Annotated in this window: 25 protein-coding genes and 1 tRNA gene; 21 read left to right on the top strand and 5 right to left on the bottom strand. The window is 66.5% G+C overall.

The genetic code is table 11. From position 1 onward, the window contains the following. Positions 1–37: 37 nt before the first annotated feature. The 3 genes from DOM41_RS15270 to ispB all read right to left on the bottom strand — a co-directional run bounded on the left by DOM41_RS15270 (position 38) and on the right by ispB (position 1,927). The gene (locus DOM41_RS15270) at positions 38–475 is read right to left on the bottom strand and encodes a hypothetical protein (RefSeq protein WP_110687726.1); all 438 of its coding nucleotides are present in this window, start codon (positions 473–475) and stop codon (positions 38–40) included. A gap of 292 nt (positions 476–767) precedes the next feature. Further along, positions 768–844 (bottom strand) — tRNA-Pro (locus DOM41_RS15275). Between the two features lie 90 nt (positions 845–934). Continuing rightward, entirely contained in the window at positions 935–1,927 is a 993-nt protein-coding gene (gene ispB / locus DOM41_RS15280) for an octaprenyl diphosphate synthase (protein ID WP_110687727.1), read from the bottom strand. A 290-nt stretch (positions 1,928–2,217) separates the two neighbouring features. Between ispB and rplU the strand changes: the two genes are divergently transcribed. The 17 genes from rplU to DOM41_RS15365 all read left to right on the top strand — a co-directional run bounded on the left by rplU (position 2,218) and on the right by DOM41_RS15365 (position 19,949). After that, entirely contained in the window at positions 2,218–2,529 is a 312-nt protein-coding gene (gene rplU / locus DOM41_RS15285) for a 50S ribosomal protein L21 (RefSeq protein WP_110687728.1), read from the top strand. 33 nt (positions 2,530–2,562) lie between these two features. Continuing rightward, entirely contained in the window at positions 2,563–2,820 is a 258-nt protein-coding gene (rpmA, locus tag DOM41_RS15290) for a 50S ribosomal protein L27 (protein ID WP_110669143.1), read from the top strand. 210 nt (positions 2,821–3,030) lie between these two features. Then, entirely contained in the window at positions 3,031–4,227 is a 1,197-nt protein-coding gene (cgtA, locus tag DOM41_RS15295) for an Obg family GTPase CgtA (RefSeq protein ID WP_110687729.1), read from the top strand. A gap of 67 nt (positions 4,228–4,294) precedes the next feature. After that, on the top strand, positions 4,295–5,431 hold the full coding sequence (gene proB / locus DOM41_RS15300; protein WP_110687730.1) for a glutamate 5-kinase: 1,137 nt from the start codon (positions 4,295–4,297) through the stop codon (positions 5,429–5,431). 277 nt (positions 5,432–5,708) lie between these two features. Continuing rightward, positions 5,709–5,975, top strand: a complete 267-nt coding sequence (gene rpsT, locus DOM41_RS15305) for a 30S ribosomal protein S20 (protein ID WP_110669138.1) — start codon at positions 5,709–5,711, stop codon at positions 5,973–5,975. Positions 5,976–6,270: 295 nt separating this feature from the next. After that, the gene (gene murJ / locus DOM41_RS15310; RefSeq protein ID WP_245391872.1) at positions 6,271–7,782 is read left to right on the top strand and encodes a murein biosynthesis integral membrane protein MurJ; all 1,512 of its coding nucleotides are present in this window, start codon (positions 6,271–6,273) and stop codon (positions 7,780–7,782) included. Between the two features lie 119 nt (positions 7,783–7,901). After that, positions 7,902–9,044: a bifunctional riboflavin kinase/FAD synthetase gene (gene ribF, locus DOM41_RS15315; protein WP_110687731.1), complete on the top strand. Its 1,143-nt coding sequence runs from the start codon at positions 7,902–7,904 to the stop codon at positions 9,042–9,044. 100 nt (positions 9,045–9,144) lie between these two features. Continuing rightward, on the top strand, positions 9,145–11,994 hold the full coding sequence (gene ileS, locus DOM41_RS15320) for an isoleucine--tRNA ligase (RefSeq protein ID WP_110687732.1): 2,850 nt from the start codon (positions 9,145–9,147) through the stop codon (positions 11,992–11,994). 37 nt (positions 11,995–12,031) lie between these two features. After that, positions 12,032–12,535: a signal peptidase II gene (gene lspA / locus DOM41_RS15325; protein WP_245391873.1), complete on the top strand. Its 504-nt coding sequence runs from the start codon at positions 12,032–12,034 to the stop codon at positions 12,533–12,535. Then, positions 12,532–12,993, top strand: a complete 462-nt coding sequence (gene fkpB / locus DOM41_RS15330; protein WP_110687734.1) for an FKBP-type peptidyl-prolyl cis-trans isomerase — start codon at positions 12,532–12,534, stop codon at positions 12,991–12,993. The genes lspA and fkpB overlap by 4 nt, the downstream gene beginning before the upstream one ends. A 23-nt stretch (positions 12,994–13,016) precedes the next feature. Then, entirely contained in the window at positions 13,017–13,985 is a 969-nt protein-coding gene (gene ispH / locus DOM41_RS15335; RefSeq protein WP_110687735.1) for a 4-hydroxy-3-methylbut-2-enyl diphosphate reductase, read from the top strand. A 123-nt stretch (positions 13,986–14,108) separates the two neighbouring features. After that, positions 14,109–14,633 (top strand): type IV pilus modification protein PilV, encoded by a 525-nt coding sequence (gene pilV, locus DOM41_RS15340; RefSeq protein ID WP_157956949.1) that lies wholly within the window; start codon positions 14,109–14,111, stop codon positions 14,631–14,633. Continuing rightward, positions 14,630–15,577 carry a PilW family protein gene (locus DOM41_RS15345; protein ID WP_110687758.1) on the top strand — a complete coding sequence of 316 codons (948 nt, stop codon included), beginning with the start codon at positions 14,630–14,632 and terminating at the stop codon, positions 15,575–15,577. Before pilV ends, DOM41_RS15345 begins: the two co-directional genes overlap by 4 nt. After that, on the top strand, positions 15,570–16,145 hold the full coding sequence (locus tag DOM41_RS15350) for a hypothetical protein (RefSeq protein ID WP_110687737.1): 576 nt from the start codon (positions 15,570–15,572) through the stop codon (positions 16,143–16,145). Before DOM41_RS15345 ends, DOM41_RS15350 begins: the two co-directional genes overlap by 8 nt. Then, positions 16,142–19,273, top strand: a complete 3,132-nt coding sequence (locus DOM41_RS15355; protein ID WP_110687738.1) for a pilus assembly protein — start codon at positions 16,142–16,144, stop codon at positions 19,271–19,273. Before DOM41_RS15350 ends, DOM41_RS15355 begins: the two co-directional genes overlap by 4 nt. Continuing rightward, on the top strand, positions 19,270–19,680 hold the full coding sequence (locus tag DOM41_RS15360; RefSeq protein WP_157956950.1) for a type IV pilin protein: 411 nt from the start codon (positions 19,270–19,272) through the stop codon (positions 19,678–19,680). Before DOM41_RS15355 ends, DOM41_RS15360 begins: the two co-directional genes overlap by 4 nt. Continuing rightward, entirely contained in the window at positions 19,677–19,949 is a 273-nt protein-coding gene (locus DOM41_RS15365) for a hypothetical protein (protein WP_157956951.1), read from the top strand. The genes DOM41_RS15360 and DOM41_RS15365 overlap by 4 nt, the downstream gene beginning before the upstream one ends. On the opposite strand, the gene DOM41_RS15370 is transcribed toward DOM41_RS15365, so the two are convergent. Further along, positions 19,946–20,473: a GspH/FimT family pseudopilin gene (locus DOM41_RS15370; RefSeq protein ID WP_157956952.1), complete on the bottom strand. Its 528-nt coding sequence runs from the start codon at positions 20,471–20,473 to the stop codon at positions 19,946–19,948. The genes DOM41_RS15365 and DOM41_RS15370 overlap by 4 nt on opposite strands. A 179-nt stretch (positions 20,474–20,652) precedes the next feature. Here DOM41_RS15370 and thiO point away from each other — a divergent pair, with 179 nt between their 5' ends. Both thiO and DOM41_RS15380 read left to right on the top strand, forming a co-directional pair. Next, a complete protein-coding gene (thiO, locus tag DOM41_RS15375; protein ID WP_110687742.1) occupies positions 20,653–21,756 on the top strand; it encodes a glycine oxidase ThiO in 1,104 nt (367 codons plus the stop codon). An 89-nt stretch (positions 21,757–21,845) separates the two neighbouring features. Further along, complete coding sequence (locus tag DOM41_RS15380; protein ID WP_110687743.1) at positions 21,846–23,486, top strand: NAD+ synthase; 1,641 nt, start codon at positions 21,846–21,848, stop codon at positions 23,484–23,486. A 158-nt stretch (positions 23,487–23,644) separates the two neighbouring features. Here DOM41_RS15380 and DOM41_RS15385 read toward each other — a convergent pair whose 3' ends face one another. Further along, positions 23,645–24,457 (bottom strand): outer membrane protein assembly factor BamD, encoded by an 813-nt coding sequence (locus DOM41_RS15385; protein WP_110687744.1) that lies wholly within the window; start codon positions 24,455–24,457, stop codon positions 23,645–23,647. Positions 24,458–24,625: 168 nt separating this feature from the next. On the opposite strand from DOM41_RS15385, the gene rluD reads away from it, so the two are divergent. Together rluD and pgeF are read left to right on the top strand one after the other, a co-directional pair. Further along, positions 24,626–25,585, top strand: a complete 960-nt coding sequence (gene rluD, locus DOM41_RS15390) for a 23S rRNA pseudouridine(1911/1915/1917) synthase RluD (RefSeq protein ID WP_110687745.1) — start codon at positions 24,626–24,628, stop codon at positions 25,583–25,585. Further along, positions 25,582–26,400 (top strand): peptidoglycan editing factor PgeF, encoded by an 819-nt coding sequence (pgeF, locus tag DOM41_RS15395; protein WP_110687746.1) that lies wholly within the window; start codon positions 25,582–25,584, stop codon positions 26,398–26,400. The genes rluD and pgeF overlap by 4 nt, the downstream gene beginning before the upstream one ends. Positions 26,401–26,677: the final 277 nt, after the last annotated feature.

The raw sequence follows: 26,677 nt of genomic DNA on the forward strand, positions 1-26,677 counted from the left end.
TGCAGGTCTCGGTTTTCACTCGACATTAACGGCAGTGTCACTGGGATTCGAGCACCGCGGCGCACTGATTGAGCGCCTTGGCGAGCTTGGGGGGACGCGTCTCCTCGTCATCACCGGGGTCGTGCTCGCGCTGCATCTTTCGGACCTCTGCCGGGGTGAAGCGCGCCTCCAGCGACTCGCTGACACAGCTGCAGTAGCGCTCGACCTTGGGGCCTTCGATGCCGGTGGCCGTCAGGTTGGCACGGCACTGGCGCTGGGACTGCTCGATGTCTGCGGCAGGCCAGGGGGCGGGTTGATCCGGTGACGCCGGCGCGTCCTGCGCGGCGGCACCGCCGGCAATCAGCAGGCCGAGCAGCAGCGCAATCAGCGGCCAGGCACGTCGGGGCAATGCGAGCGCCGGCGGGCGCTGTGTCAGCCAAGCCAGGCAGCGTGGCTGCCGGCGCGAAAGGCAAGCGGCGCGAAACGAAGTGGCCATGGCATGTCTCCCTGCATTCGATGCGGGCCTGACGAGGGGTGGCGTGGCGTGGGATGAACAGGCCAGGGCCGCCGCAGGCTCGGTGCGGTGAGGCGTCGACTCGCGATGGCGCCATCTGGTTTGACTCTAGTGCGCCTGCGCCCATTGGCCCATTGGTCTTTGGGGATATCGGCGCTTTCGAGCGCTCTGTCAGGCGCTCGGCGCATGCCGGCCTCAGCAGCCCTGCCAAGGGAGCCCGGCCAAAAAAAACGCCCGTCTGGCTGTGGCCAAACGGGCGTTTTTATCGATTCGGTGGTCGGAATAGCAGGATTCGAACCTACGACCTCTGCCTCCCGAAGGCAGCGCTCTACCAAGCTGAGCTATATTCCGATTCGTCGGTCTCGGTGACTCGACGGGGGTGAATTATACGGATGAAATCGGCGTGTGCAAGCGTGATTTCCGCACCCCCTGGCTTGGCGATCAGACGCGGCGATCGACGGCCGCGCGAGTCAGTGTCTCCATGCTGTCACGGTAGGCGCTCGGCGCGAGGGTCTCGAGCTGGGCACGGGCGAGCTCGGCCATCTCTTCGGCGCGACGCTGCGTGTACTCGAGCGCGCCGGTCTCGCGGACCACGGCGAGCACCTCCTCGAGGTTGTCGAGCCCGCCATCGGCGATCGCCTGCCGGATCAGCGTCGCCTGCGCCGGCGTCCCGTGACGCATGGCATGGATCAGCGGCAGCGTCGGCTTGCCCTCGGCGAGATCGTCACCCACGTTCTTGCCCATCGCCTTGGCGTCGCCCTGATAGTCGAGCAGGTCGTCGATGAGCTGGAACGCCATGCCGAGATAACGCCCGTAGAGCTTGAGCGCTTCCTCCTGCTCGGCGCTGGCGCCGGCGAGGATGGCCCCGCAGTGGGAGGCCGCTTCGAACAGCATCGCCGTCTTGCCCTGGATGGTGTCGAAGTAGTCCGACTCCTCGATATCCGCGTTGCCGATATTGGTCAGCTGCTGGACCTCGCCCTCGGCGATGAGGCAAGTGGCGCCGGAAAGCACCTCCATGATCGGCATCGAGCCGACCTCGACCATCATCTGGAACGACCGCGAGTAGAGAAAGTCGCCCACCAGCACCGAGGGTGCGTTGCCCCAGGTGTCGTTGGCGGTCGCCTTGCCGCGACGGCGGCTGGACTCGTCGACGACGTCGTCGTGCAGCAGCGTCGAGGTGTGCATGAACTCGATCAGCGTGGCGAGCCGGATGTGCTTGTCGCCCGACGTATCCGACGCGTCGGGATAGCCGAGCGCGCGGGCCGCCAGCAGTACCAGTAGCGGCCGCAGGCGCTTGCCCCCGCTCTCGATGATGTACTGTCCGATGGTTTCGACCAGAGGAATGCGCGACGCCAGTTGATCGAGGATCGTGCGATTGACGGCGGCGAAATCTTCAGCCACCGATGCATGAAGGGATTCAGCGTTGGATTGCATGGTCGGCTTGTCACAGAATCGGGTGGGCGGCTCGATACCGGCCGGGGCCGCAGAAGGCGGTAGTGGCGCGAAGTGATTCGAAAACGCGCGGGGCGGTCCGAACAAGCTATGCTAGGTGGCGGCTCAAAGTGCGTCAAGCCGGCGCCAGTCGCGGCTTGCCTTGGTTTGCGTCTATCGCTATAATCCGCGACCCAGCTCGTCACGCTCCCTGTCAGATGGTTGCCAAAAGGGGCACCACTCGCCGCAGGCCGACGAAGAGCACCAACCCCGATGAGCTCCCGGAGACGGTTATGTACGCTGTAATCAAGAGTGGCGGTAAGCAGTACCGCGTTCAGGAAGGCCAGACTCTCAAGCTCGAGAAGCTCGAGATCGCGACCGGTGAGACCCTGGAATTTGACCAGGTTCTGCTGGTTGCCGACGGTGACGACGTCAAGCTTGGCGCGCCGCTGTTGGAAGGTGCAAAAGTGTCCGCTGAGATCGTATCTCACGGCCGTGGCGAAAAGGTTCACATCATCAAGTTCCGTCGCCGCAAGCACTCGATGAAGCGTCAGGGCCACCGCCAGTGGTTCACTGAAGTCAAGATCACCGGAATCTCCGCGTAAGCGGGACATTCCCCAGACAGAGAGGGTTTCAGCATGGCTCACAAGAAGGCCGCCGGTAGTACGCGTAATGGTCGCGATTCCGAGTCAAAACGCCTAGGTGTCAAGCTGTTCGGTGGACAGAAAGCCATCGCCGGCAACATCATCGTTCGTCAGCGTGGCACCAAGTTCCACGCCGGCGCTGGCGTTGGCATCGGCAAGGACCACACCCTGTTCGCCCTGAATGACGGCGTCATCAAGTTCGAACAGAAAGGTCCGAAGAACCGCAAGTTCGTGAGCGTAGTCTCCGCCTGAGACCTTACGAACAGTGCTTGAAAAAGCCCCGCTCAGGCGGGGCTTTTTCGTATCCAGAAGGTCGATCGTGAGTCGGCGTGGATCGCGACGCGATTCGGCAGGGCTCACCGCAAGCCGAGCCCTGCGTGAGCGTTCGGCTCTTCGATGCTCGCGTCAGCGCGACCATCGCCAGGTCTGACACGAGCGGCCAGCCGCCGCCGGGAGAGAGACATGCAGTTCGTCGACGAAACATCGATTACCGTCGAAGCCGGCCGGGGTGGCAATGGTTGCCTCAGTTTTCGGCGTGAGAAGTTCGTGCCGCGTGGCGGCCCCGATGGCGGCGACGGCGGCCACGGGGGCAGCGTCTACCTGATCGGCGACGAGTCGCTGAACACGCTGATCGACTTCAAGTTCCAGCGCTTCTACAAGGCGCCGAACGGCCAGCCCGGCCAGGGCCGCCAGATGAGCGGCCGCATGGGCGAGGATCTCCACGTCAAAGTGCCGGTGGGTACCACCGTCATCGACGAGGACACGCTGGAGGTGATCGCCGATGTCACCGCCGAGGGTCAGGTCGTGCTGGTCGCTCAGGGCGGTCGCCGCGGGCTCGGCAATATTCACTTCAAGTCCTCGACCAACCGTTCGCCGCGTCGCACCACGACGGGGACCGACGGTGAGCGCCGCCGGCTGCGCCTGGAGATGAAGGTGATGGCTGACGTCGGTCTGCTGGGCATGCCCAATGCGGGCAAGTCGACGCTGATTCGCGCGGTCTCCGCGGCCAAGCCCAAGGTCGCCAACTACCCCTTCACCACGCTGGTGCCGAACCTTGGGGTGGTGAAGCTGGGAACTCACGAGCACTTCGTGATGGCCGATGTGCCCGGGCTGATCGAGGGCGCCTCGGATGGCGCCGGCCTGGGGCTTCGCTTTCTCAAGCACCTGACGCGCACGCGGCTGCTGCTTCACGTGGTCGACGCCGCGCCCTTCGATGAATCCGACCCGGTTGCCGCCGTCGAGGCCATTGCCGGCGAGCTCGAAGGGTTCTCGGAGACGCTCGCCGAGCTGCCGCGCTGGCTGGTGATCAACAAGCTCGATCTGATCCCCGAGGCCGAGCGGGAAGCGCGCGTCGCCGACATACTCGAGCGACTCGACTGGCAGGGCCCGGTCTTTCGCATTTCGGCAATTTCCGGTGACGGGACCGATGTGCTGAGTCAGGCGGCCCACCGCTGGCTTACTGAGCGTCGTCAGCTCGAACACGACGACGAGGCGGTCGCCGAGTACGAGCGCGAGATGCGCGAGCGGATGGAGTCGGAATCCGTCGCCCGCGTCGAGGCGCACCAGGCGCGGCTGCGGGTCAAGCGCGGCGAAGTGGTCGAGGACGAGCTCGACGACGATGACGACGATCACGATGTCGAGGTCGAGTACACCCGCTAGCGGCGGATGGCAGCATCGGTGGCGCGGGGCGATGGCGCGAAGCGGGCGGTTGAGCGAAGAGGACGACATGACGGTGGAAGCGGCGTGGGAAAGGCAGGTGCTGGCGCGCGCGAAGCGCGTTGTGGTCAAGATCGGCAGTGCGCTGCTGACCAACGACGGTCGCGGGCTCGACGACGCGGCGATCGGGGCCTGGGTGGACCAGATGGCGGCGCTGCACCGGCACGGCATCGAAGTGGTGCTGGTCTCCTCCGGGTCGATCGCCGAGGGCATGGTACGACTCGGCTGGCACACGCGGCCGAGCTCGGTCCACGAGCTCCAGGCCGCCGCTGCCGTGGGCCAGAGCGGCCTCTCCCAGTGCTACGAGACGCACTTTGCCCGTCACGGGCTGCGTAGCGCTCAGATACTGCTGACCCACGACGACCTCTCCAACCGCAAGCGCTATCTCAACGCCCGCTCGGCACTGCGCACGCTGATGTCGCTGGGCGTGGTCCCGGTGATCAACGAAAACGACACCGTGGTGACCGACGAGATCCGTTTCGGCGACAACGACACCCTCGGCGCGCTGGTCGCCAATCTGCTCGAAGCGGACGCGCTGCTGATCCTCACCGATCAGGAAGGCCTCTTCGATGCCGATCCCCGCGGCAATCCCGATGCGCGCCTGATACCTCAGGCCCGCGCCGACGACACCACGCTCGATGCAGTGGCGGGCGGTGGCGGTGCGCTCGGTCGTGGTGGCATGGCCACCAAGCTGCGCGCTGCCCGTCTCGCCGCTCGCTCCGGGGCGTTGACGACCATCGCCAGCGGGCGGCAGAAGGACGTGATGACACGTCTGCTCGACGGTGAAACCCTCGGCACGCTACTGCATCCCGACCATGCGCCGATGGCGGCGCGCAAGCGCTGGCTCGCCGGGCAGCTGCAGGTGCGCGGTACGCTCACCCTCGATGCCGGCGCCGTCGAGGTGCTGCGATCCCAGGGGTCGAGTCTGCTGCCGGTGGGCGTGAGGGGCGTTCAGGGTGAGTTCAAGCGGGGTGACATGGTGCTCTGTGTCGATGAGCAGGGCGCGCGCGTCGCCAAGGGACTGGTCAATTACGACAGCCGAGATACGGCTCGCCTGCTGGGCCAGCCGAGTCAGCGTATCGGCGAGATCCTCGGCTATGTCGAGGCCGCCGAGCTGATCCATCGCGACAACCTGGTCGTGCTCTGAGTCGCGGCCCGCGGTGGCGGCGCAAGGCGCGCCACCACTGGTTTTGGCGCGATCGGCTGTGATAGAATCCGGCATCCTCTCAGACACGGCCCGTAAAAGACTGTTCTGCCCGGGGTGATCTGTCCCGCAGGCGACGGTCGTCGCGACTTGAATTCGTTGCGTTTTCAGGCGCGATAGGAAGATTCGGCCTCATCATTCAGAGCGCCCGGTAGCGGTTTCGAGCGGCTCGGGTGATTTAACTTACAGAATTACTGTCAACATCTCCAAGGAGTCGACGGTGGCGAATACCAAGCAGGCGCGTAAGCGCGCACGTCAGGCAGAAGAGCGTCGCGTTCACAACGCAAGTCAGCGTTCCATGGTCCGCACTTACATCAAGCGCGTGATCAAGGCGATCCAATCCGGCGACCAGGCTCAGGCCAACAGCGAGTTCAAGGCCGCGCAGCCGGTCATCGACCGCATCGCCGACAAGGACGCGCTCTCCAAGCGCAAGGCGGCCCGCATCAAGAGCCGTCTGAACAAGCGCATCAAGGCGCTGGCTGCCTAAGCCGGACGCGTTTGATGAAAAAACCGGCTTCGGCCGGTTTTTTTGTATCCGTCATTCTCGCGCCGTAGTCGCGTGCGGCGAGGCGTCTTGACGTTCGACGATACAGACCGAGACGGTGATGACCGTCACTGGCGGCGCGAGACGGGGGAAGGCGCAGGATATGAAAGAGTCGGGCGATGACCGCGAGTCGAGCGGCGCCATGAGCGAGAATACCGCCAAGCGCGACGCCGTCGCCGAGGCGGGCACCGGCGGTTCCGCGACGCCGGTGAGCCGCAGCGGCCTGCTGCGCTCCGGCATGGTGGTCAGCACGATGACCCTGCTGTCGCGAGTGCTGGGGCTGGCGCGGGACGTGGTGATCGCCGCGCTGCTCGGCGCGGGCAGCGGCGCGGATGCGTTCTTCGTGGCCTTCAAGATCCCCAACTTCATGCGTCGGCTCTTCGCCGAGGGCGCGTTCAACCAGGCCTTTGTGCCGGTCCTCTCGGAATACGCCACGAACCGCACCCGCGCCGAGGTGCGTGAGCTGCTCGACGCCGTCTCCGGCAGCCTCGCGGTGGTGCTGGCACTCATCACCGCCGCCGCCATCGCCGCCGCGCCGTGGCTGGTGTGGCTCTTCGCGCCGGGGTTTCAGTCCGATCCCGGGAAGCTGGCACTGACGGCGGACATGCTCAGGCTCACCTTCCCCTATCTGCTGCTGATCTCGCTGACCGCTTTCGCCGGGAGCGTGCTCAATACCTGGGAGCGCTTCGCGATCCCGGCCTTTACGCCGGTCCTGCTGAACATCAGCCTGATCGGCGCGGCGCTCTGGCTAACACCGCAGATGAGCGATCCGGCGCTGGGGCTCGCCTGGGGCGTGCTGATCGCCGGCGCGGCGCAGCTGGTGTTTCAGCTCCCGTTTCTGGTGCGTCTCGGCCTGGCGCCGCGGCCATGGCCGAACTTCCAGCACCCCGGCGTGCGGCGAATTCTGAGGCTGATGACGCCAGCGCTCTTCGGTGTCTCGGTGTCGCAGATCAATCTGCTGCTGGACACCGTACTCGCCTCCTTTCTGGTCTCGGGCAGCGTCTCCTGGCTCTATTACTCCGATCGTCTGGTGGAGCTGCCGCTCGGGGTCTTTGGTATCGCCATCGCCACGGTGATCCTGCCGGCGCTTTCCAAGCGCCACGCCGAGCAGTCCCGCGAGCACTTCGGGCGAATGCTCGACTGGGCGCTGCGGATGGTGCTGCTGATCGGCCTGCCGGCGGCGCTGGCGCTGATGCTGCTCGCTGAGCCCCTACTGGTGAGTCTGTTCCACTACGGCGCGATGACCGATCACGATGTGGTGATGGCAGCGCGTAGCCTGCGGGCCTACGCCCTGGGACTGCTGGCGTTCATGCTGATCAAGGTGCTGGCGCCGGGGTTCTTCGCGCGTCAGGACACCAAGACGCCGGTGAAGATCGGCATCGTGGCGATGTTCGCCAACATGGTGATGAACCTGGCGCTGATCGTCCCGCTGGCCCACGCTGGGCTGGCGCTGGCGACGGCGCTGTCGGCGTTTCTCAACGCGGGGCTGCTGGCGGCCGGACTGCGTCGCGAGGGCGTGCTGCAGTTCCAGCCGGGCTGGGGGCGCTACGCGATCCAGGTGCTGGGCGGCTGTGCGTTGATGGGGGCCGGCCTCTGGTGGTTCTGTCCCGAATGGCACCAGTGGCTCGCGTGGGGCGCGCTCGAGCGCGTCGGCGTGCTGCTCGCGCTGGTCGTCGGTGGGGCGAGTCTCTACTTCGCCTGGCTCGCGGCGAGTGGCGTCCGTCTGCGACACTTCAGCCTGCGCGGCTGATACCGCCGTCAACAACGTAGCGAACGATACTGTGCGTGCCGTGCGAACGACGCGTCGCGGCGGCTGATAGGGGAGAGCGCCTTGGTTATACTGTTGGACTTTACCTACGGCGAGTCGGTATGGAACTGATCCGAGGCCTGCACAATCTGAGCAGTGCATCCCCCGAGACGGCACTGCCGCGCGGCGGCTGCGTGGCGACCATCGGCAATTTCGATGGCGTGCATCTCGGTCATCAGGCGATTCTCGAGCAGCTCAAGGCGCTCTCCCGCGCGGCCGATCTCCCATTGACGGTGGTCATCTTCGAGCCGCAGCCGCGGGAGTATTTCGCCGGCGAGCAGGCGCCGCCTCGGCTGACGCGGCTGCGCGACAAGGTCGAGCTTCTCGACGCCTTCGGTGCCGATCGTGTGCTCTGCCTGCCGTTCAACGATGCCCTGCGTAGTCTGACCGCGCGAGAGTTCATCCAGCGGGTACTGATCGACGGCCTGCGAGTCCGCCATCTGGTGGTCGGCGATGACTTTCGCTTCGGCTGCGATCGTGCCGGTGACTTCGCGTTGCTGCAGACGGTCGGTCGCGAGAGCGGCTTTGCCGTGGAGCACACGCGGACGTTTGCCATCGACGACGAGCGGGTCTCGAGTACTCGGGTGCGGACCCTGCTGGCGAGCGGCAATTTCCGCCAGGCCGCGCGGATGCTGGGCCGACCCTACGCCTATCGCGGCCGGGTGGTGCGCGATCAGCAGCTCGGTCGCACCATCGGCGTGCCGACGGCGAACGTGCCGCTGCCGCGCTGGCCGCTGGCGATGCGCGGGGTCTTCGCCTGTGCCACGCGCCTGCCCGATGGCGAGTGGGCGGCGGGCGTGGCCAATATCGGCTGGCGTCCCACGGTGGGCGCCGAGCGGGCGCTGCTGGAAGTGCACCTGCTCGACCGCCGGGTCGAACTCTACGGCGAGTCATTGACGGTCGTTCCCTGCGCGCGACTGCGTGGCGAGGTGAAGTTCGACGCCTTCGATGCCCTCGTCGATCAGATTCACCGCGACCTCGACGACGCCCGGCGTTACTTCGCCGAGGCCAGCGGCTCGCCGCATGATCCGGCAGCGCTGTCCGACGCTTGCGTGTCGCCGTCGGGCGATCCGATCGCGGCAGCGGACGACGCCGCCGCACGTCACGAGCCGCGACTGCCGAGCTACCCGCTGGCGCGCTTCCCGCTCGCCTCGGCGCCGCTCGCCTTTGACACGTCTCATTCGGATTTGGCGCCGAGCGAATGACCGCGGCGTCGCGCGAGTCGACGACAACAGCCTTGAGCGGGCCGCTGGCGAGAGCCCCGAGCGGACCGACGACAACAGCCTTGAGCGAATCGAAAACATCATGAGCGACTACAAGCACACGCTGAATCTGCCTTCCACCGACTTTCCCATGCGCGGCAATCTGCCGGCGCGGGAGCCGGGCCGGATCGCCCAGTGGAACGACATGAACCTCTACGCCCGGCTGCGTGAATCTCGCGCCGGGCGTGAGCGGTTCGTGCTCCACGACGGCCCTCCGTACGCCAACGGCAGCATTCACATCGGCCACGCGGTCAACAAGTTGCTCAAGGACTTCATCGTCAAGTCCAAGAACCTCGCCGGCTTCGACGCGCCCTACGTGCCGGGCTGGGACTGCCATGGCCTGCCGATCGAGCACAAGGTCGAGACGACCCACGGCAAGCATCTGCCGGCGGGCGAGGCGCGGGCGCTCTGCCGCGACTACGCCAGCGCCCAGGTCGAGGTGCAGAAGGAAGGGTTCGTGCGGCTCGGCGTCCAGGGCGACTGGGATCACCCCTACCTGACCATGAACTTCGCCAACGAGGCCGGCGAAATCCGGGCGCTGGCGGAGATGGTCAAGGGCGGCTTCGTCTTCAAGGGGTTAAAGCCGGTCAACTGGTGCTTCGATTGCGGTTCCGCGCTGGCGGAAGCCGAAGTCGAGTATCAGGACAAGCAGTCCGATGCCATCGACGTGGCGTTCCCCAGTGCGGATGACGCCGGGCTCGCTGCGGCCTTCGGTCTCGAGGCGCTGACCCAGCCCGCCGCCGCGGTGATCTGGACCACCACGCCCTGGACGATCCCCGCCAACCAGGCGCTCAACGTCCACCCGGAATTCACCTACGCGCTGGTCGATACCGGCGAGCGCCTGCTGCTGCTCGCCGAAGAGCTGGTCGAAAGCTGCCTCGAGCGCTTCGAGCTGAGCGGCACCGTCGTCGCCACCGCCCCGGGCACCGCGCTCGAACGACTGGCCTTTCGCCACCCGCTCGCCGTGAGCGACGCTGGTTTCGATCGGCGCTCGCCGGTCTATCTCGCCGACTACGTCGAGCTCGGCGCGGGTACCGGTATCGTCCACTCGGCGCCGGCCTACGGTGAGGATGACTTCGTCACCTGCCGCGCCTACGGCATGAGCTTCGATGAGATCCTCAACCCGGTGCAGAGCAACGGCGTCTACGCCGATGACCTGGCACTTTTCGGCGGGCAGATGATCTGGAAGGCCAATCCGCAGATCGTGACCGCGCTGAATGACGCGAACGCGCTGCTCGGCCACGAGCGGATCAACCACAGCTACATGCACTGCTGGCGACACAAGTCACCGGTCATCTATCGCGCCACCGCCCAGTGGTTCGTCGGCATGGATCGTAAGGGTGAAGACGGGCGTACGCTGCGTGAAACGGCACTGGCCGGCGTCGAGGCGACCGACTTCATTCCGGCCTGGGGCAAGGCGCGACTGCACTCGATGATCGCCAATCGTCCGGACTGGTGCATCTCGCGCCAGCGCAACTGGGGCGTGCCGATTCCGTTCTTCCTGCATCGGGCGAGCGGCGAGCTGCATCCTCGCACCGTCGAGCTGATGGAAGCCGTCGCCGAGCGTGTCGAACAGCGCGGCATCGACGCCTGGTTCGATCTCGATCCCAGCGAGCTGCTGGGCGACGAGGCGGCCGACTACGAGAAGGTCAGCGATACCCTGGATGTCTGGTTCGACTCCGGCACCACCCACTGGCACGTGCTGCGCGGCTCGCATTCGCTCGGCCACGACACCGGTCCCCGCGCGGATCTCTACCTCGAGGGCTCGGATCAGCATCGCGGCTGGTTCCATTCGTCGCTGCTGACCGGCAGCGCCATCGACGGCCACCCGCCCTACAAGGCGCTGCTCACCCACGGCTTCACCGTCGATGAGAAGGGCCGCAAGATGTCCAAGTCGCTCGGCAACGTGGTCGCGCCGCAGCAGGTGATGGACAAGCTCGGTGCCGACATCCTTCGCCTGTGGGTCGCTTCCACTGACTACTCCGGCGAGATGGCGGTGTCGGACGAGATCCTGAAGCGCACCGCGGATGTCTACCGGCGGATTCGCAACACGTCGCGCTTTCTGCTCGGCAACCTCACCGGCTTCGACCCGGCGAGCCACAGCGTCGCCTTCGACGACATGCTGGCGCTGGACCGCTGGGCGGTGGATCGTGCCGCGGTACTCCAGGCGCGTATCGAACGCGCCTACGCCGACTACCGCTTCCGCGACGTCTACCAGCAGGTGCACGACTTCTGCGCCCGCGACATGGGCGGGTTCTATCTCGACATCATCAAGGACCGTCAGTACACGACCCAGTCGGACTCGCTGGCGCGGCGCAGCTGCCAGACGGCGCTTTACCATATCGTCGAGGCGCTCTCCCGCTGGATCGCCCCGATCCTCTCGTTCACGGCCGAAGAGATCTTCGAGAACATCCCCGGCGAGCGCGGCGAGAGCGTGCTGCTCGAAACCTATTACGACGGTCTCTCGACCCTGCCGGAAGACGCCGCCATGGGCCGCGAATTCTGGGATCGCGTGATCGAGGTCAAGCACGCGGTCAACGGCCGGCTGGAGGCCGCACGTAACGAGGGGGTCATCAAGGGTGCGCTGGACAGCGAAGTGACCCTCTACGTCAGCGACGCGCTGCACGCGCTGCTGTCGCGCTTCGAGGACGAGTTGCGCTTTGTGCTGATTACCTCGGAGGCGCGCCTGGCGCCGCTCGCCGAGGCGCAAGACGCCAAGGAGACCGAGTTCGAGGGGCTGAAGGTGGCCGTGCGACTGAGTCCGTATGATAAAGACGAGCGTAGCTGGGAGCGGCGTCCGGACGTGGGGGCCGATGCCGAGCATCCGACGCTCTCCGCGCGCTCCATTGCCAACCTGCCGGATGGCCCGGGAGAGGTGCGCCGCTTTGCCTGATATCGATGCGCAGCGTGGCGCCGAGGGCGAGCCGCCGATGCGCCAGCCGCTGCGGTGGCTGCTGCTCTCGCTGGCGGTGATCGTGCTCGATCTCGGGTTCAAGGGGCTGGCGAGCGCCAACCTGACCTACGCCAGGCCGCTCGAGGTGCTGCCGGTCTTCAACCTGACGCTTTTGCACAATACCGGTGCGGCGTTCAGCTTTCTCGCCGAGCACGCCGGCTGGCAGCGCTGGTTCTTCGCGCTTATCGCCATCGGCGCGAGCGTTGGCCTGACGGTATGGCTGACCCGACTCAGACGCGGCGAGACCCTGGCCGCGGTATCGCTGGCGCTGGTCATCGGTGGGGCTATCGGCAATCTGTACGATCGCCTCGCCCACGGCTACGTGGTCGACTATCTGTCGTTTCACTGGGGCGGCTACTACTTTCCCGCCTTCAATCTGGCCGACACCGCCATTACGCTGGGCGCCGTCGGCCTGATCCTGCAGTCACTATTCGAGTCGCGCCGCGACAGGCAGCGCGCGGCGCATGAGGAGCAGCCATGAACACTGACGAGACGAACGAGACGTATCGCGTCGACGACGGCATGGAGGTGACGCTCCACTTCACCGTCAAGCTCGAGGATGGCGAAGTCGTCGACTCGACCCGTGACAAACAGCCGGCGACGTTTCAGGTCGGCGACGGCAACCTGCCGCCGGGTTTCGAGGCGCCGATGAAGGGCCTGGCTGCCGGCGAGCAGGGCAGCTACGACATTACGCCGGAGCACGCCTTCGGCCAGCACAACCCGCAGAACGTGCAGCGCCTGCCGCGGGACAGTTTCGAAGAGACGGTCGAGCCCGGCACGATGATGTCGTTCGCCGACCCCGCCGGCGGCGAACTGCCCGGCGTGATCGCAAGCGTCGACGAGCGTCACGTCGATGTGGACTTCAATCATCCGCTGGCGGGGCGTACCCTGACCTTCGAAGTCGAGATCATCGACGTGCGCCCGGCAACCACACACTGAGCAGCGCCAAGCGCGAGGTTCCTATGTCCGCCCCTCTGCAAATCAAGCTGGCCAACCCGCGCGGTTTCTGCGCCGGCGTCGATCGCGCCATCGACATCGTCAACCGCGCGCTCGATGTTTTCGGGCCGCCGGTCTACGTGCGCCATGAAGTTGTCCACAACCGTTTCGTCGTCGACAGCCTGCGCGAGCGTGGCGCCATCTTCGTCGAGGAGCTCGACGAGGTGCCGGACGATGTGCTCGTGATCTTCTCCGCTCATGGTGTCTCCCAGGCAGTCGAAGAGGAGGCCGAGCGGCGAGGGCTGAAGATCTTCGACGCCACCTGCCCGCTGGTGACCAAGGTCCACATGGAAGTTCTGCGCTACGCCAAGCGCGGGCAGGAGTGCATCCTGATCGGCCACGCCGGACACCCTGAGGTCGAGGGCACCATGGGGCGCTACGACACCCGCCATGGCGGTGCCATCTATCTCGTCGAGGACGAGGAAGACGCCGCGAATCTCCAGGTGCGCGATCCGTCCCGGCTGGCTTTCGTCACCCAGACCACGCTCTCCATGGATGACACCGCCAAGGTGATCGACACGCTGCGCGAGCACTTCCCCGAGATTCAGGGGCCGCGCAAGGACGACATCTGCTACGCCACGCAGAACCGTCAGGATGCGGTGCGTGAGCTCGCCGACAGCGCCGATGTGGTGCTGGTCGTCGGTAGCGTCAACAGCTCCAACTCCAATCGGCTGCGCGAGCTCTCCGAGCGGATGGGCACGCCGGCCTATCTGATCGATGACGCCGAGCAGATCGAGGCCGACTGGCTGGCGGGGATTCAGCGCATCGGCATCACCGCCGGCGCCAGCGCGCCCGAGGTGCTGGTGAAGGGGGTCATCGCCAAGCTCGAATCCCTCGGCGCTGCCCCGCCCGAAGAGCTCGACGGCCGCCCGGAAACCATCACGTTCTCCATGCCGCGGGAGCTGCGCGAGCAGGTCATCGTCAGCGAAGTGTGATCCCGTCCTAAACTCCTCTCCTCTATGGCCGATACAGGGTAATTAAATGTAACCGCCGGGCGCTGCCCGGCGGTTCGACCCGGTCGGCCGTCTTCTTCTGGGCGGCCCTTGGCGGAGCCAGGTGTGTCCCAGTGTCGTTCTGGCCCAATCCATCAGCGCGGCCTCTCCCTGATCGAAGTGCTCGTCGCCCTCGTGGTGTTCAGCGTTGGCCTGCTCGGCACGGCAACCCTGCTGGCACAGCAGGCGCGCCTCGGCGCCGAAGCGGGCTACCGCTCACTGGCCGTGATCATGGCGGAGGATCTGCTCGAGCGAATCAAGCTGCGGGACAGTGCCGAGCGCCACGCCCTGGCGGGTCACTATGCCCCTGGCGGTGTCGCAGGTGACGTGGGCGCTGGCGGTGCGAGCGGCGACACCCGGCTGTCACTCGAAGGGTGGGGCGACGACTGGTACTCGCGCTACGCGATTCCCGGGCTGAGCGTCTGCACCGATATCAGCCCCCCGACGGCGTCGGTGACGGTGGTCTGGCGCGTGCGGATGGCACTGCCCACGCCCGACAGCGTGCCCGCCTGCGTGACCGACGGCGCGGGCGACAGTGACGGTCCGGCGTATCGTCGCTGGGTCCGCTTGACCTCGCCGGTGGCCGAATGAGGCTTGGCGGGGCCCGTGGGCGACGGGCACAGCGGGGCATGACGCTCATCGAGCTGCTGATCGCACTCGCCATCGGCTCGATCATGATTCTCGCGATCTCGCGGGTCTATCTCGCCGCTGCCAGCGGCGTGCGTGACTACCGTGACCGCACGGCGCTCGTCGACTGCGTGCGGTTGCTGCACGACCATCTCGATTACGAGCTTCGCCGCGCCGACTTCTGGGGCCGGGTCCCTGCCGACGCCCCGCGAAGCGGTAAGGTCGCCATCGACGGCGACTGCGACGGGGCTTTCGCGTTCGGGCGTACTGCAGACGCCCCACCGGATCAGCCGCGCGGGATCTGGGCCTCGATGCAACCTCCCCAGGGCTGCAGCCTCGACGAGGCGCTGGCGGATCAGACCTACCTGGCCGTTCGCTATGCTGCCGAGAACTGCGCCGCCGCTGACTGCAGTGGCAAGCCAGTGATCGAGAGCTTCTATCCGACCATCGTGTTCGGTGAGGCGCTGGGCGCCGAGGGGCCGGTCAATGCCGACCCTGCGCGAGATCGCTGGCGCTACGGCGGCAGCCTCTACTATTTGCGCCACGACGACGATGGCGAACCCGCCCTGTGGCGGCGGGTGCTGCTGGGCGGCGGTTTGACCAAAAGCCATGAAGTGCTCAAGGGCGTCGAGGCGCTCGCCTTCCGCTGGGCCGTCGATACCGACCGGGACGGCAGCGCCGAAGGCACGGCGGCAATCGACGAACTCCTCCCGGGCGATATGCCGAGCGTGGCCGGCATCGAGGTCGACGCGCTGGTATCGACGAGTGCACCGGCCGGCTACCGCGACGCGCGACGCTACCCCCTTATCGACGGACGCCAGATCGAGACGCGCCCCGGACGGCGCTATCGCACGATCCGCTTTCTGGTGCCGTTGGAGATGCACCTCAGCGGAGTGATCGATGACTGAAGCGACCCCGCGATACCCAACCGACGTCGGGCCGACGAACCAGCGCGGCGCCGTGCTGCTGATGAGTCTCGTCTTTCTGCTGCTGCTGGGCGTCATGGCAGCCGGTGTCGGTGCCCTGATCGGCGCTCAGAGTCGTGAAAGCGCCGGCTATCAGCACGCCCGGCAACAGTTCCAGGCGGTCAACGGCGTCCTGCTCGAGGCCTCGCGCGATCGCGACTCGCTGTTCGCGACCCTGCTCGACTCGGCCCCGCCAGGCGACGCCGAGGCGGGTATGGCCAACCCCAACGGTGGCGATATCGACAGTGACAAGAGCTGCCGCCGTGCCGGCGGCGGTGTGTCCTCGAGTCTCTGCCTGGAGACGGCGCTGCTGCGGGCCGGATACGCCTGTCAGGTTACCGGGTTCTCCAGCGGTAGCTGCTTTGCGATTGAGCTTCGTGGTTGGGCGGCCGAGGGCGATGCCACCGAGGCGACGGCTGAGACCAGCGCCAGCCAACAGGTCTATGGTCTGCTGATCGAGACGCCCAACATCGTCTCCGGCGGTGACGGCCGGGCGGGCGTGTTTCCATGAACGCGACTTTCCAGTGGCTGCGTAGGCGTCTGTGCCCGGTTGCGTCTCTCGTGCTTCTGCTGCTGGCGACCGCGGCACTCGGCGACGATACCGATATCTACCGCAGTCTCTACGATATCGAGAGTCGCAGCGGCCAGCCCCAGGTGATGATCATCTTCGATACTTCCGTCAGCATGCAGGATGTCATCTCCGAGGATGGCGTCGAGACGACGAAGATCGATATTGCCCGCTCGGTCATTGCCAACCTGGTGAGCGGCAACCCGCAGGTCGATTTTGGCCTGTCGATCTTCAACGACAACTATGAAACCGCGCCGGACGGCGGCCGCATCGTCTATCCCTTGCCCGGCAAGCGGGGGGCCGGCACCGAGACGCAGCGCCAGGCGCTGCTCGATACGCTGGCAGCCCTGCGCCCGGTGACCACGACGCCGTTATGCGAGACCTACTATGAGGTCTTTCGCTATTTCAAGGGTTTGCCACCGCTATACGGCACGAAACCTCAGAGCCGCAACGACCGCAATCTCGGTTACAGCCCGGAGGCGATCGCCGACGGGGAGTATGTCTCCCCGCTACGGCCCTGCGAGCCGCTCTATCTCATCTACATGACCGATGGCACGCCCAACTTCGACACCGCCGCCAACGACGCGATCCGTGACCTTGTGCGCGGGGAGCGGGATGGCAACGCGGCGTGTCAACGGTATTCGGCGGCCGACACCCTGTCGGGGGAAGCGCAGAACTGCATGCCCGAGCTGGCGTACTACCTGAGCCAGCTCGGGACGTTCAGCGGTCGTGACAGTGCAGGGCGCGAGGTGGAGCAGGGCCCGGTCACGACCTACACCATCGGCTTCGATACCGATCAGCAGCTGCTCGTCGATACCGCCTCGCCGTTGAATATCGGCTCACAGCAATGCCCGGTGACGCGCCACCGCACTCGCTTTCATGGTGACGACGCCTGTGTCGGCTACTTCACCGCCGACGACGCTGAACAGCTACAGAGCGCCTTCCAGGTGGCGATCGACGACATTCTGTCGCGGAGCACCACCTTCTCGGCGCCAGCGGTGTCGGCGGCCTTCACCACCAACGCCCAGAGTCTCGACCGGCTCTATCTGCCGCGTTTTCTGCCCCGCAACGAGCCGCGCTGGAGTGGCAACGTCAAGCGGCTGCAGTTCGTCGCCCAGCAGCAGTGGCGCGACGTGCGCGGCAATCCCGCCTTCAATGCCACGACCGGCGATATTCGCGACAGCGCCTTTACCTGGTGGAGTGACGCGCAGGCGTTGGACGCCCCGGATGGTAACGACGTCGAGGCCGGCGGCATCGGTGGCCTGCTGCGCCAGCGTGTCGACGAGGCGCTGAAAGCGGGCGGCAGTGACGGTCGGCGAATCTTCACCGATCGTCAGGGCCGGCTGACGCCGTTCGACGCCGACCTGGCCGTAGAGCCACCGGAGAAATGGGGGCTGCCCGCCGACAGCGATGACGCCTCGATCACGGATCTCATCCGCTGGGCGCGAGGCGCCGATCGCGACGACGAGAACGGCAACGAGGTGCGTCAGGAGGCCCGCCCCTGGCTGATGGGCGACATCCTCCATGCCGACCCGATCGCACTCAATTACGGGGCAACCACCGACGCCGAGGCGACCGGCGATGGCAAGCTCTACCTGGCATTCGGCACCAACGCGGGGTTTCTGCATTTCGTCGATGGCGATAGCGGCGAGGAGCAGTGGAGCTTTACGCCGGAGTCGCTGACCGCGCTGCACCGGACCCTGCGCGAGAACGTGCCGGTCACCGCCTCCGAGGAGACGCTGCAGCACCCCTACGGCCTCGACTCGCCACCCGCCTATGTGCGAATCGATGCCAACCGCGACGGACGCATTCGCGGCGCCGATGGGGATCGCATGCTGCTGGTCTTTGGCCAGCGCCGCGGCGGCCGGCACTACTACGCGCTCGACGTGACCGATCCCGAGACGCCGACACTGGCGTGGACGCTCTCGCCGGAGGGGGCCTTCACCGAGCTGGGCCAGACCTGGGGGACGCCGATGCCGACGCGGGTGCCCGGCCACGAGGGCCCCGTCTTCGTCATCGCCGGCGGCTACGACCCCGGTCGCGACGACCCCGCGCGGGGCAGTCACGTCGGCGACGATCAGGGCCGTGCGCTCTACATCGTCGATGCGTTGACCGGGGCGCTTGTGTTTCGCGCCGACCCGACGACCCCCGCGCACTTTCGCCAGACACCGTTCCCGCACGCCATTGCCGCCTCGCCGACGGTGGTCGACGACGACAGTGATGGCATCGCCGACCGCATCTATCTCGCGGACGTTGGCGGCGATCTGTGGCGGCTCGATCTCGACCCGAGCGTTGCCGCCGATGGCTGGAAGATCCAAAAGGTGGCCGAACTCGGTGGTCAGGGCGTCAACAATCGACGCTTCTTCAACAGCGTCGATTTCGTCACCCTGGCTGACGGCGGCGAGGTCGTCGATCTGCTGCTGGTGGGCAGCGGCGACCGGGCCAACCCGAAGGCCGGCGGTGAGGGGGCCCAGAGCGCCCCGGTCGCGGACGCCTTCTTCGCGGTCCGCGACCGGGGCATCGAGGCATCGGTCATCCAGGCCAAGTGGCTCAGCGATGTCACGTCCGACGCCTTCTGCGAGCGCGATGCCGAGCCGAATGCCGCCACGGCATGCCGCAACGTCTGGGCTGACGCCGCGGGCTGGAAGCTCTTCCTTAACGGCGGCTACACGCTGGATCTCCCGGGGGCGAAGGTGCTGTCGGCGAGCGTCACCCTCGACGGCGTCGCCTACTTCTCGGCCTATGTGCCCGACGAGCCCGAGTCGATCTGTATCCCGGTGGTGGGGCGAAGCTATCTCTTCGGGGTCGATCTGCGCACCGCGGCGGCCGGGCGCTATGTCAGCCGCGACGTCGACGATGTCCGTGAGGGGCGCGCCGTGGAGGCAGGCGCCTATCTGCTGGGGCGGCCCGCGTTGTTGATTCGCGGCAGCGAGCTCTATCTGCAGGGGATCGGCGCGGCGGATCTCGAAGCGCTGGTCGACCCCTCGCAGCGGGGTGAGGGCAACGGGCTGTCGTTTCCCTTCCGGGCGACGCGAAGTTACTGGTACGAGACGACGGAGGCAGGGACGTGAGACGACAGACAGGCATGACGCTGATCGAGCTGATTATCGTGGTCGCCATCGTGGGGATCCTGGCGTCGATCGCCATCCCGTTGTATCAGCAGTATCTGCAGCGCACGCGGCGCGCCGACGGCATGGCGCTGCTGCACGGTGCGATGGCCCGTCAGCAGGCCTACTACGGGCAGTACCTGCAGTACCACAGCGGCAGCCTCGAGGCGCTCGGCGTCGAGACCGGCAACGACTTCTACCAGTTGGCGCGCTGTGGCACGCAGGCGGGCTGCGGTGATGCGGGGGCACAAACGCTACGACTGACGGCCACGCCGCGCGAAGGGACGGTTCAGGTTCGCGATGGCGTGCTATGGCTCGACGATGCCGGCGAGAGCGGGCGGATTCTCAATGGCACGGAGATGCAGCCATGACGACGAGAGTGATGGCGGTCTGGGCTTTGGGTCTCTGGAGTGTGGCGTTGACCGCCCAGGCCGCGGCGCAGAAATGTCTGATCACCCGGGCTGACGGCACGCTCGAGGTCCGCCATATCCAGCTCGAGCGGGCGGCTGAGGCGCCCGAGGCGATGCAACGTTATCTGGATCGCGAACGCCCGGGCAGTCGGGTGGAGACGTGTCGAGACATCGATCGCCCCTTCCCGACGCCCGCGGCGCGACAGGCCGATCGGGAGACCCGGCGCTAGATCGCGCAGTCGGTATCGGGCTCGACGTCGCGGGTGAGCTTGACGCGGCCGCTGTCGCTGATCGTCAACGTATTGCGGCCGGCGTCGTTGCAAAGGGTGAACGTGCCCAGCAGCGTATGCATCTTCCAGGGTTCGGGGCTGAAGGTGATCGAGCTGCCCCGGTTCCAGTCTATCGACACGCCAAAGACGCGGTGGCTCCCCTTGAGTCGCCGTGAGTCGCCCTGTGCGACATTCCAGTAGTAACCCTGGCTCCACTCGCTGGCACACGCCTGCTGTTGCGCGTCGAGGGCGCAGAGCCGCCAGCCGCGGCGCGTACTCGTGGTGAGCTGCTTGACGGCTTCCAGACGCTGCTGGAGTGCCACCGTCTCGCTTTCCAGGCGCTCCCTGTCGATCCAGCCATAGGTCGAGAAACCGATCATCGAGACGATCGCCAGAATGGCCACGACGACCAGCATCTCCATCAGCGTAAAGCCTTGCTGGCCGCGGACGGGAACGCGACACCGGGCACCGGGGGCGACGCGCATCGAGCGCCCGCGGGCGCAACCGGAGGGCGCAAAGAGTTGGTGCTCAGGGCGCCAAGAGAGGCGGCGCGTGGGGCGCAAAGAGAGTCGAGGCGTGGGGCGCGCGGCGCTGTCGCAGGGCATGTCGAGGTCCGGGGCAGGGACGAGTGATAAACTCATACATTTGCAGGGATATCGACGGTATGCAGGATTTCTTGATCGTGGGTGGCGGCGTGATCGGCATGATGACGGCGCTTCAGCTGGGTGATGCCGGCCATACGGTCACGCTGATCGAGCGCGGCGTGTGCGGTCGGGAGGCCTCCTGGGCGGGCGGCGGTATCGTTTCGCCCCTCTACCCCTGGCGCTACAGCCGCCCGATCTCGGCGCTCTCCAGCTGGTCGGAAGGCCGCTACCCCGAGCTGGCCGGTCGCCTGCTCGAAGAGACCGGCATCGACCCGGAGTTTCGCCAGAAGGGGCTGCTCTATCTGCGGGTGGACGACGTCGGCGACGCGCTCGCCTGGGCCAGAGAGGTCGCCAAGCCGCTGTCGCGGGTCGACGCCAGAACGCTTTATGCCAAGGCGCCTAACGCCGCACCGGGGTTCGACAGTGCGCTCTGGATGCCGACGCTCGGCAGTATCCGCAATCCGCGGCTGGGCAAAGCCCTGCGGGCGCGCCTCGCGACGATGCCCGGCGTCGAGTGTCTCGAGGGGCGAGAGGTCCGCGGGCTCTTGCGCGAGGGTGAACGCGTCATCGGCGTCGACACCGCCGGTGGGCCCGTCCTGGGCGGGCAGACGGTGGTCTGCGCCGGGGCGTGGTCACGGTCGCTGCTGGAGAGCGTTGGCGTGGCGCTGCCGATACGCCCGGTCCGGGGCCAGATGATCCTCTTCAGGACGCCGCCGGGACTGGTCGAGCGGGTGATCCTCAAGGATGGCCGCTACGTGATTCCGCGGGGTGATGGCCGGGTGCTGGCGGGGTCGACGCTCGAGGAGGTCGGGTTCGACAAGCGCACCACCCGCGAGGCGCGGGATTCGCTGTACGCCAGCGCCCTGTCGATCGTTCCCGGGCTCGCCGAGTGCGAGGTGGAGCACCACTGGGCCGGGCTGCGCCCGGGTTCACCCGACGGCGTGCCGATGATCGGTGCCGTGCCGGGTCTCGAGGGGCTGCACGTCAATGCCGGGCACTACCGCAATGGCCTCGTGCTGGCACCGGCCTCGACCCGGCTGCTCGTCGACCAGCTCATCGGGTGCGAGCCCATCGTCGATCCCCTGCCTTATCAGCGGGCGCTGGCGGGGTCCTCGCCGATCTAGCCGTCCCGTTTTGCCACGCTGGGGCCCTTGCGCGAAAATGGGTGCCTTCAAGGCCTACAACGATCCTTAGCCGGGAGACGAATCGTCCCATGCAAGATCTCACTCTGGTAATGGCACAGCTCGATCCGCTGGTCGGCGATATCGACGGTAACGCCGCGGCCGCCATCGAAGCCGTACGCGAGGCGCGCATCGAGCACGGCGCCGATGTGGTCGTCTTCAGCGAGCTGTTCCTGACCGGCTACCCGCCGGAGGATCTGCTGCTGCGCAGCGCAATGGAGTCGCGACTCCAGCAGGCGCTGACACGGATGGCCGATAAGATCGCCAGGTTCGCCCCCGAGACGCTGGTGCTGATCGGCTATCCCGGCATGCGCGACGGCCAGCGCTACAATCTCGCCGGCGCGCTGCTGGGCGGGCACTGGCTCGGAGAGTACGCCAAGCAGGCCCTGCCCAACTATCAAGTGTTCGACGAGGATCGCTACTTCGAGCCGGGTGGGACGCCGCTGGTGATCGAGCATCAGGGGGCCCGCCTCGGTGTCCTGATCTGTGAGGATCTCTGGGACGGTGCGCCGGTGCGCCAGGCCGCAGCGGCAGACGCGGATATTCTGGTCACGCTCAACGCCTCGCCGTTTCATCTCGACAAGCCAGCCGAGCGTGAGCGCCTCTTCGCCGAGCGCGCCCGCGAGGTCGCCAAACCGTTGGTCTACGTCAACGCCATCGGCGGTCAGGATGAGCTGGTCTTCGACGGCGGTTCGCTGGTGCTGGAAGCCAGCGGTGAGGTCGCGGTGAGGGCGCCGTTCTGGCAGGCGGGGCTGATGCCGGTGCGTTTCACGCCGGCGAATGGCCAATGGCGGCCGCAGGCCGGGGAGCGCGAACCGCTGCCCGAGAGCGAGGAGAACCTCTACTGCGCGCTGGTGACCGGGCTGCGCGACTACGTCAACAAGAGCGGCTTTCAAGGCGTGGTGATGGGGCTTTCCGGCGGTATCGACTCGGCGCTGTCACTGGCGATTGCCGTCGATGCACTGGGCCCGGATCGGGTCCACGCGGTGATGATGCCCTACCACTACACCGCCGAGATCTCGCAGGCGGACGCCGCCGAGCAGGCGCGGATGCTCGGGGTGGGTTATGAAGTGATGCCGATCGCGCCGATGGTCGAGGCTTTCAGCGCGACGCTCGCCGAAAGCTTCGACGGCCTCGACGCCGATACCACCGAGGAGAACCTGCAGTCCCGCGTGCGCGGCGTACTGCTGATGGCAATCTCCAACAAGAAGGGCCTGATGGTCCAGACCACTGGCAACAAGAGCGAGATGGCGGTGGGCTACGCCACGCTCTACGGCGACATGGTGGGTGGCTACAACGCGCTCAAGGATGTCTACAAAAGCTGGGTCTATCGCCTGGCACGCTGGCGCAATCTCCAGGAGCCCGCCATCCCCGAACGCGTCATCACGCGCCCGCCGTCGGCGGAGCTGGCCCCGGATCAGCAGGATAGCGACTCGCTGCCGGGTTACGACGTGCTCGACGGTATCCTCGAGCGCTATATCGAGGGCGACATGAGCGCCGAAGCGATCGTGGCGGCCGGGTTCGAGGCCGAGGATGTCTATCGGGTGGTCAAACTGGTCGATCGCAACGAGTACAAGCGTCGCCAGGCGCCGGTGGGCGTCCGCGTGACGCTCAGAGGCTTCGGCCGCGATCGACGCTATCCGATCGTCAACGGCTGGAAACCCGGCGAATAGCGCCGGGTTTGGGGGCTATCAGCGCCATCCTCATGGCGCTGTAGAGGCCGGCGCCGTCCCCCGGGCGTCTCGTGACAGCGCCGAAACGAGAAACGCCAGCGACGAGTGTCGCTGGCGTTTTGTCTTGCGGCCTGGCTGGGGGCGTTCCGGCGGCGCGTTCAGCCCTGCGCGGTGAGCGGCGTGTCCACCTGCACGTGCTTGGGCACGAAGGTGTTGCCATCCAGCTGGTCGCTGTCCGGGTCGTTGTCGATCAGCGTCTGCAGCACGTCCTGGGCACGGTCACGCATGTCGAGGCCCAGATAGCCCTCGACCATGGTCGCCAGCGCGTCGCGTGTCGCCGTGGACTTGGGGTAGTGCTCGATCACCCAGCGCCCACGCTGCACGGCGGCGACATAGGCGCCCTTGCGCAGGTAGAAGTCGGCGACCTGGAGTTCGTGACGTGCGATGACGTTACGCAGGTAGATGATGCGCTGACGGGCGTCGGGCGCGTAGGCACTGTCCGGGAAGCGGCGCACCAGCTCGCCGAAGTCGACGTAGGCGTCACGCGAGGCGCCCAGATCTCGCTTGGAAATGTCGATCAGCTCGAGGCTTTCGAGGCTGAAACGACCGGCCTGATAGGCCCCCAGACCGCGCATGTAGTAGGCGTAGTCGACCTGCGGATGATCCGGGTGCAGGCGGATGAAACGGCTCGCCGCGGCGCGGGTCTGCTCCCAGTTTTCCGTCCGGTAGTAGGCGTAGATCAGCTCGAGCTGGGCCTGCTCGGCGTAGCGGCCAAACGGGAAGCGGGTGTCGAGCGTCTCCAGCTGCGAGACCGCTGCCGTATAACGCCCGGAGTCCAGTGAACTCTGCGCCTGCTGGTAGAGCTCCTGCTCCTGCAGGTCGGGCGCAGGTTCGTTGCTGGCGCAACCGGCAAGCAGGGCACCCGAGAGCAGCAGGGCGCCCATTGCGGGGAATCGCGCTAAAAATCGCATCGTCATCCTCGTATCAACCAATCTTGGGCGGTCGTGCTAAAATCCGCCGAATCCGATCCACTATAAAGGAAAGACCGCGCGTATGCCTACGCGGGCCCCGGTGGCACGCGAGCGCGTTCGGTCTTTTCGTCTCTTTCTGCACCGGCGACACGGAATCCAACTCCACGTATGGCCGACATCCTACAGCGTGACGAGCGCATACCCGATCATCTGGCTGGACGACGTCTCGACCAGGCCGCCGCCGAAATGTTCCCTGAATTCTCGCGAGAGCGGCTGAAAAGCTGGATTCAGCAGGGCGAGCTCACCCTCGACGGTCAAACGGCGCGGCCCAAGGATAAGATCAACGGCGGCGAGCGGCTAGCGCTCGACACGCAACTGGCCGAAGAGACGCGCTGGGAGCCCCAGGCGATACCGCTGTCGGTCGTCTTCGAGGACGACGACGTGCTGGTGATCGACAAGCCCGCCGGCCTGGTCGTGCATCCCGCAGCGGGCAATCCCGACGGTACGCTGCTCAATGCGCTGCTGTATCACTACCCGAAGCTGGCCGGGATTCCCCGAGCGGGCATCGTCCATCGTCTCGACAAGGAGACCACCGGACTGATGATGATCGCGCGCACCCTCGAGGCGCAGACGGCGCTGGTCGAGCAGCTTCAGGCGCGCACCGTTTCCCGGCAGTATGACGCCGTGGTCGTCGGGGCGATGACGGCCGGCGGTACCGTGGATGCGCCGATCGGCCGCCACCCCAAGGATCGTCAGCGCCAGGCGGTGAACGCCGCCGGCAAACCGGCGGTGACCCACTACCGGGTGAAGGAGCGCTTTCGCGCTCATACCCACGTCCGCTGTCGGCTGGAGACAGGCCGCACGCACCAGATCCGGGTGCACATGGCGCATGCGCGCTATCCGCTGATCGGTGATCCCGTCTACGGCGGCCGGCTGAAGCTGCCCGCCGGCGCCGGCGACACGCTGAAGACCGTGCTGCGTGACTTCCCGCGACAGGCACTGCATGCGCACAAGCTGCGCTTCGATCATCCGGTGACCGGCAAGCCGGTGGAGTGCGAGGCGCCGCTGCCCGACGATCTCTACCTGCTGCTGGATGCGCTGCGCGACGACGACAAGGCGGCCTCATGACGTCGAAAGCCCCGCGCGAGCCTGCCTTCGAGGCAACCCCGGATCCCACGCCGCTGGCCGCCGACGCGCCGACGCTGATCGTGCCCGATTGGGTGGCGCCGAGCACGGTCGGGGCTTTCGTTACCACCCGGGAGACGGGACCGAGCCAAGGTGACTTCGCGGCTTTCAATCCCAAGGGATTCAAGGGCGACGATCCCGAGAGCGTGGCACGCTGTCGGGCGCTGATCGGCGAGGCGGTGGGCGACGGTCGCCCCTTGGCCTGGCTCAAGCAGGTTCACGGGGCGCGGGTGATCCGTCACTACGGCGACAGGGAAATCGAGACGCCGCCGGAAGCGGACGCGGCGGTGGCGTTCGATCGCGGCCACGCCTGCGTGGTGCTGACCGCCGACTGTCTGCCGGTGTTCTTCTGTGACCGCGCGGGCACCCGTGTCGGCGTCGCCCATGCCGGCTGGCGGGGCCTTGCCGGTGGCGTGCTGGAGGCGACGGTGGCAGCGCTGGGGGTCGAGCCTGACGAGCTTCTCGCCTGGTTTGGCCCGGCGATCTCCAACGCTCAGTTCGAGGTCGGTCCGGAGGTGCTCGCCGCTTTCGCCGCCTTTCAGCCCGAGGCCAAGAGTGCCTTCGAGCCCAGCCCCTATCGACTGGGGCACTACATGGGCGACATCTACAAGCTGGCGCGCCTGCGTCTGGAGCGGCTCGGCGTCGGCTCGATCGGCGGTGGGCACTTCTGCACCGCCTGCGACGACAAGCGCTTCTACTCCTACCGCCGCGACAACGGGCGCACCGGCCACATGGCCAGTGTGATCTGGCTGCGCTGATTCCGCTTCCCGCGACTGACGGCACGGCGGGCTGCACGATGGACTGAAAAGCGATGGACTGAAAAGAGGCGTCCCACCTTGGCCGCCGCCGCCGTTGGCTAACCCGATGCGTTCTGCCCTTCGGGCCTGTCATTGCCCATGAATAAAATTCGCCACTGATGCCGCGAATCCGCCTTTTTTTCATGCGCCTGACTTGAAAAGCCTCAACATACCTCCATTTTAGTGTCAACTAATGAAATCGCTGGCCGCCGTCCCCCGGCGGCACTGGGAGGTACAA

Origin of the sequence: Salinicola aestuarinus, from assembly GCF_003206645.1 — a bacterium.
In the GTDB taxonomy this organism is placed as follows: Bacteria; Pseudomonadota; Gammaproteobacteria; order Pseudomonadales; family Halomonadaceae; genus Salinicola; species Salinicola aestuarinus.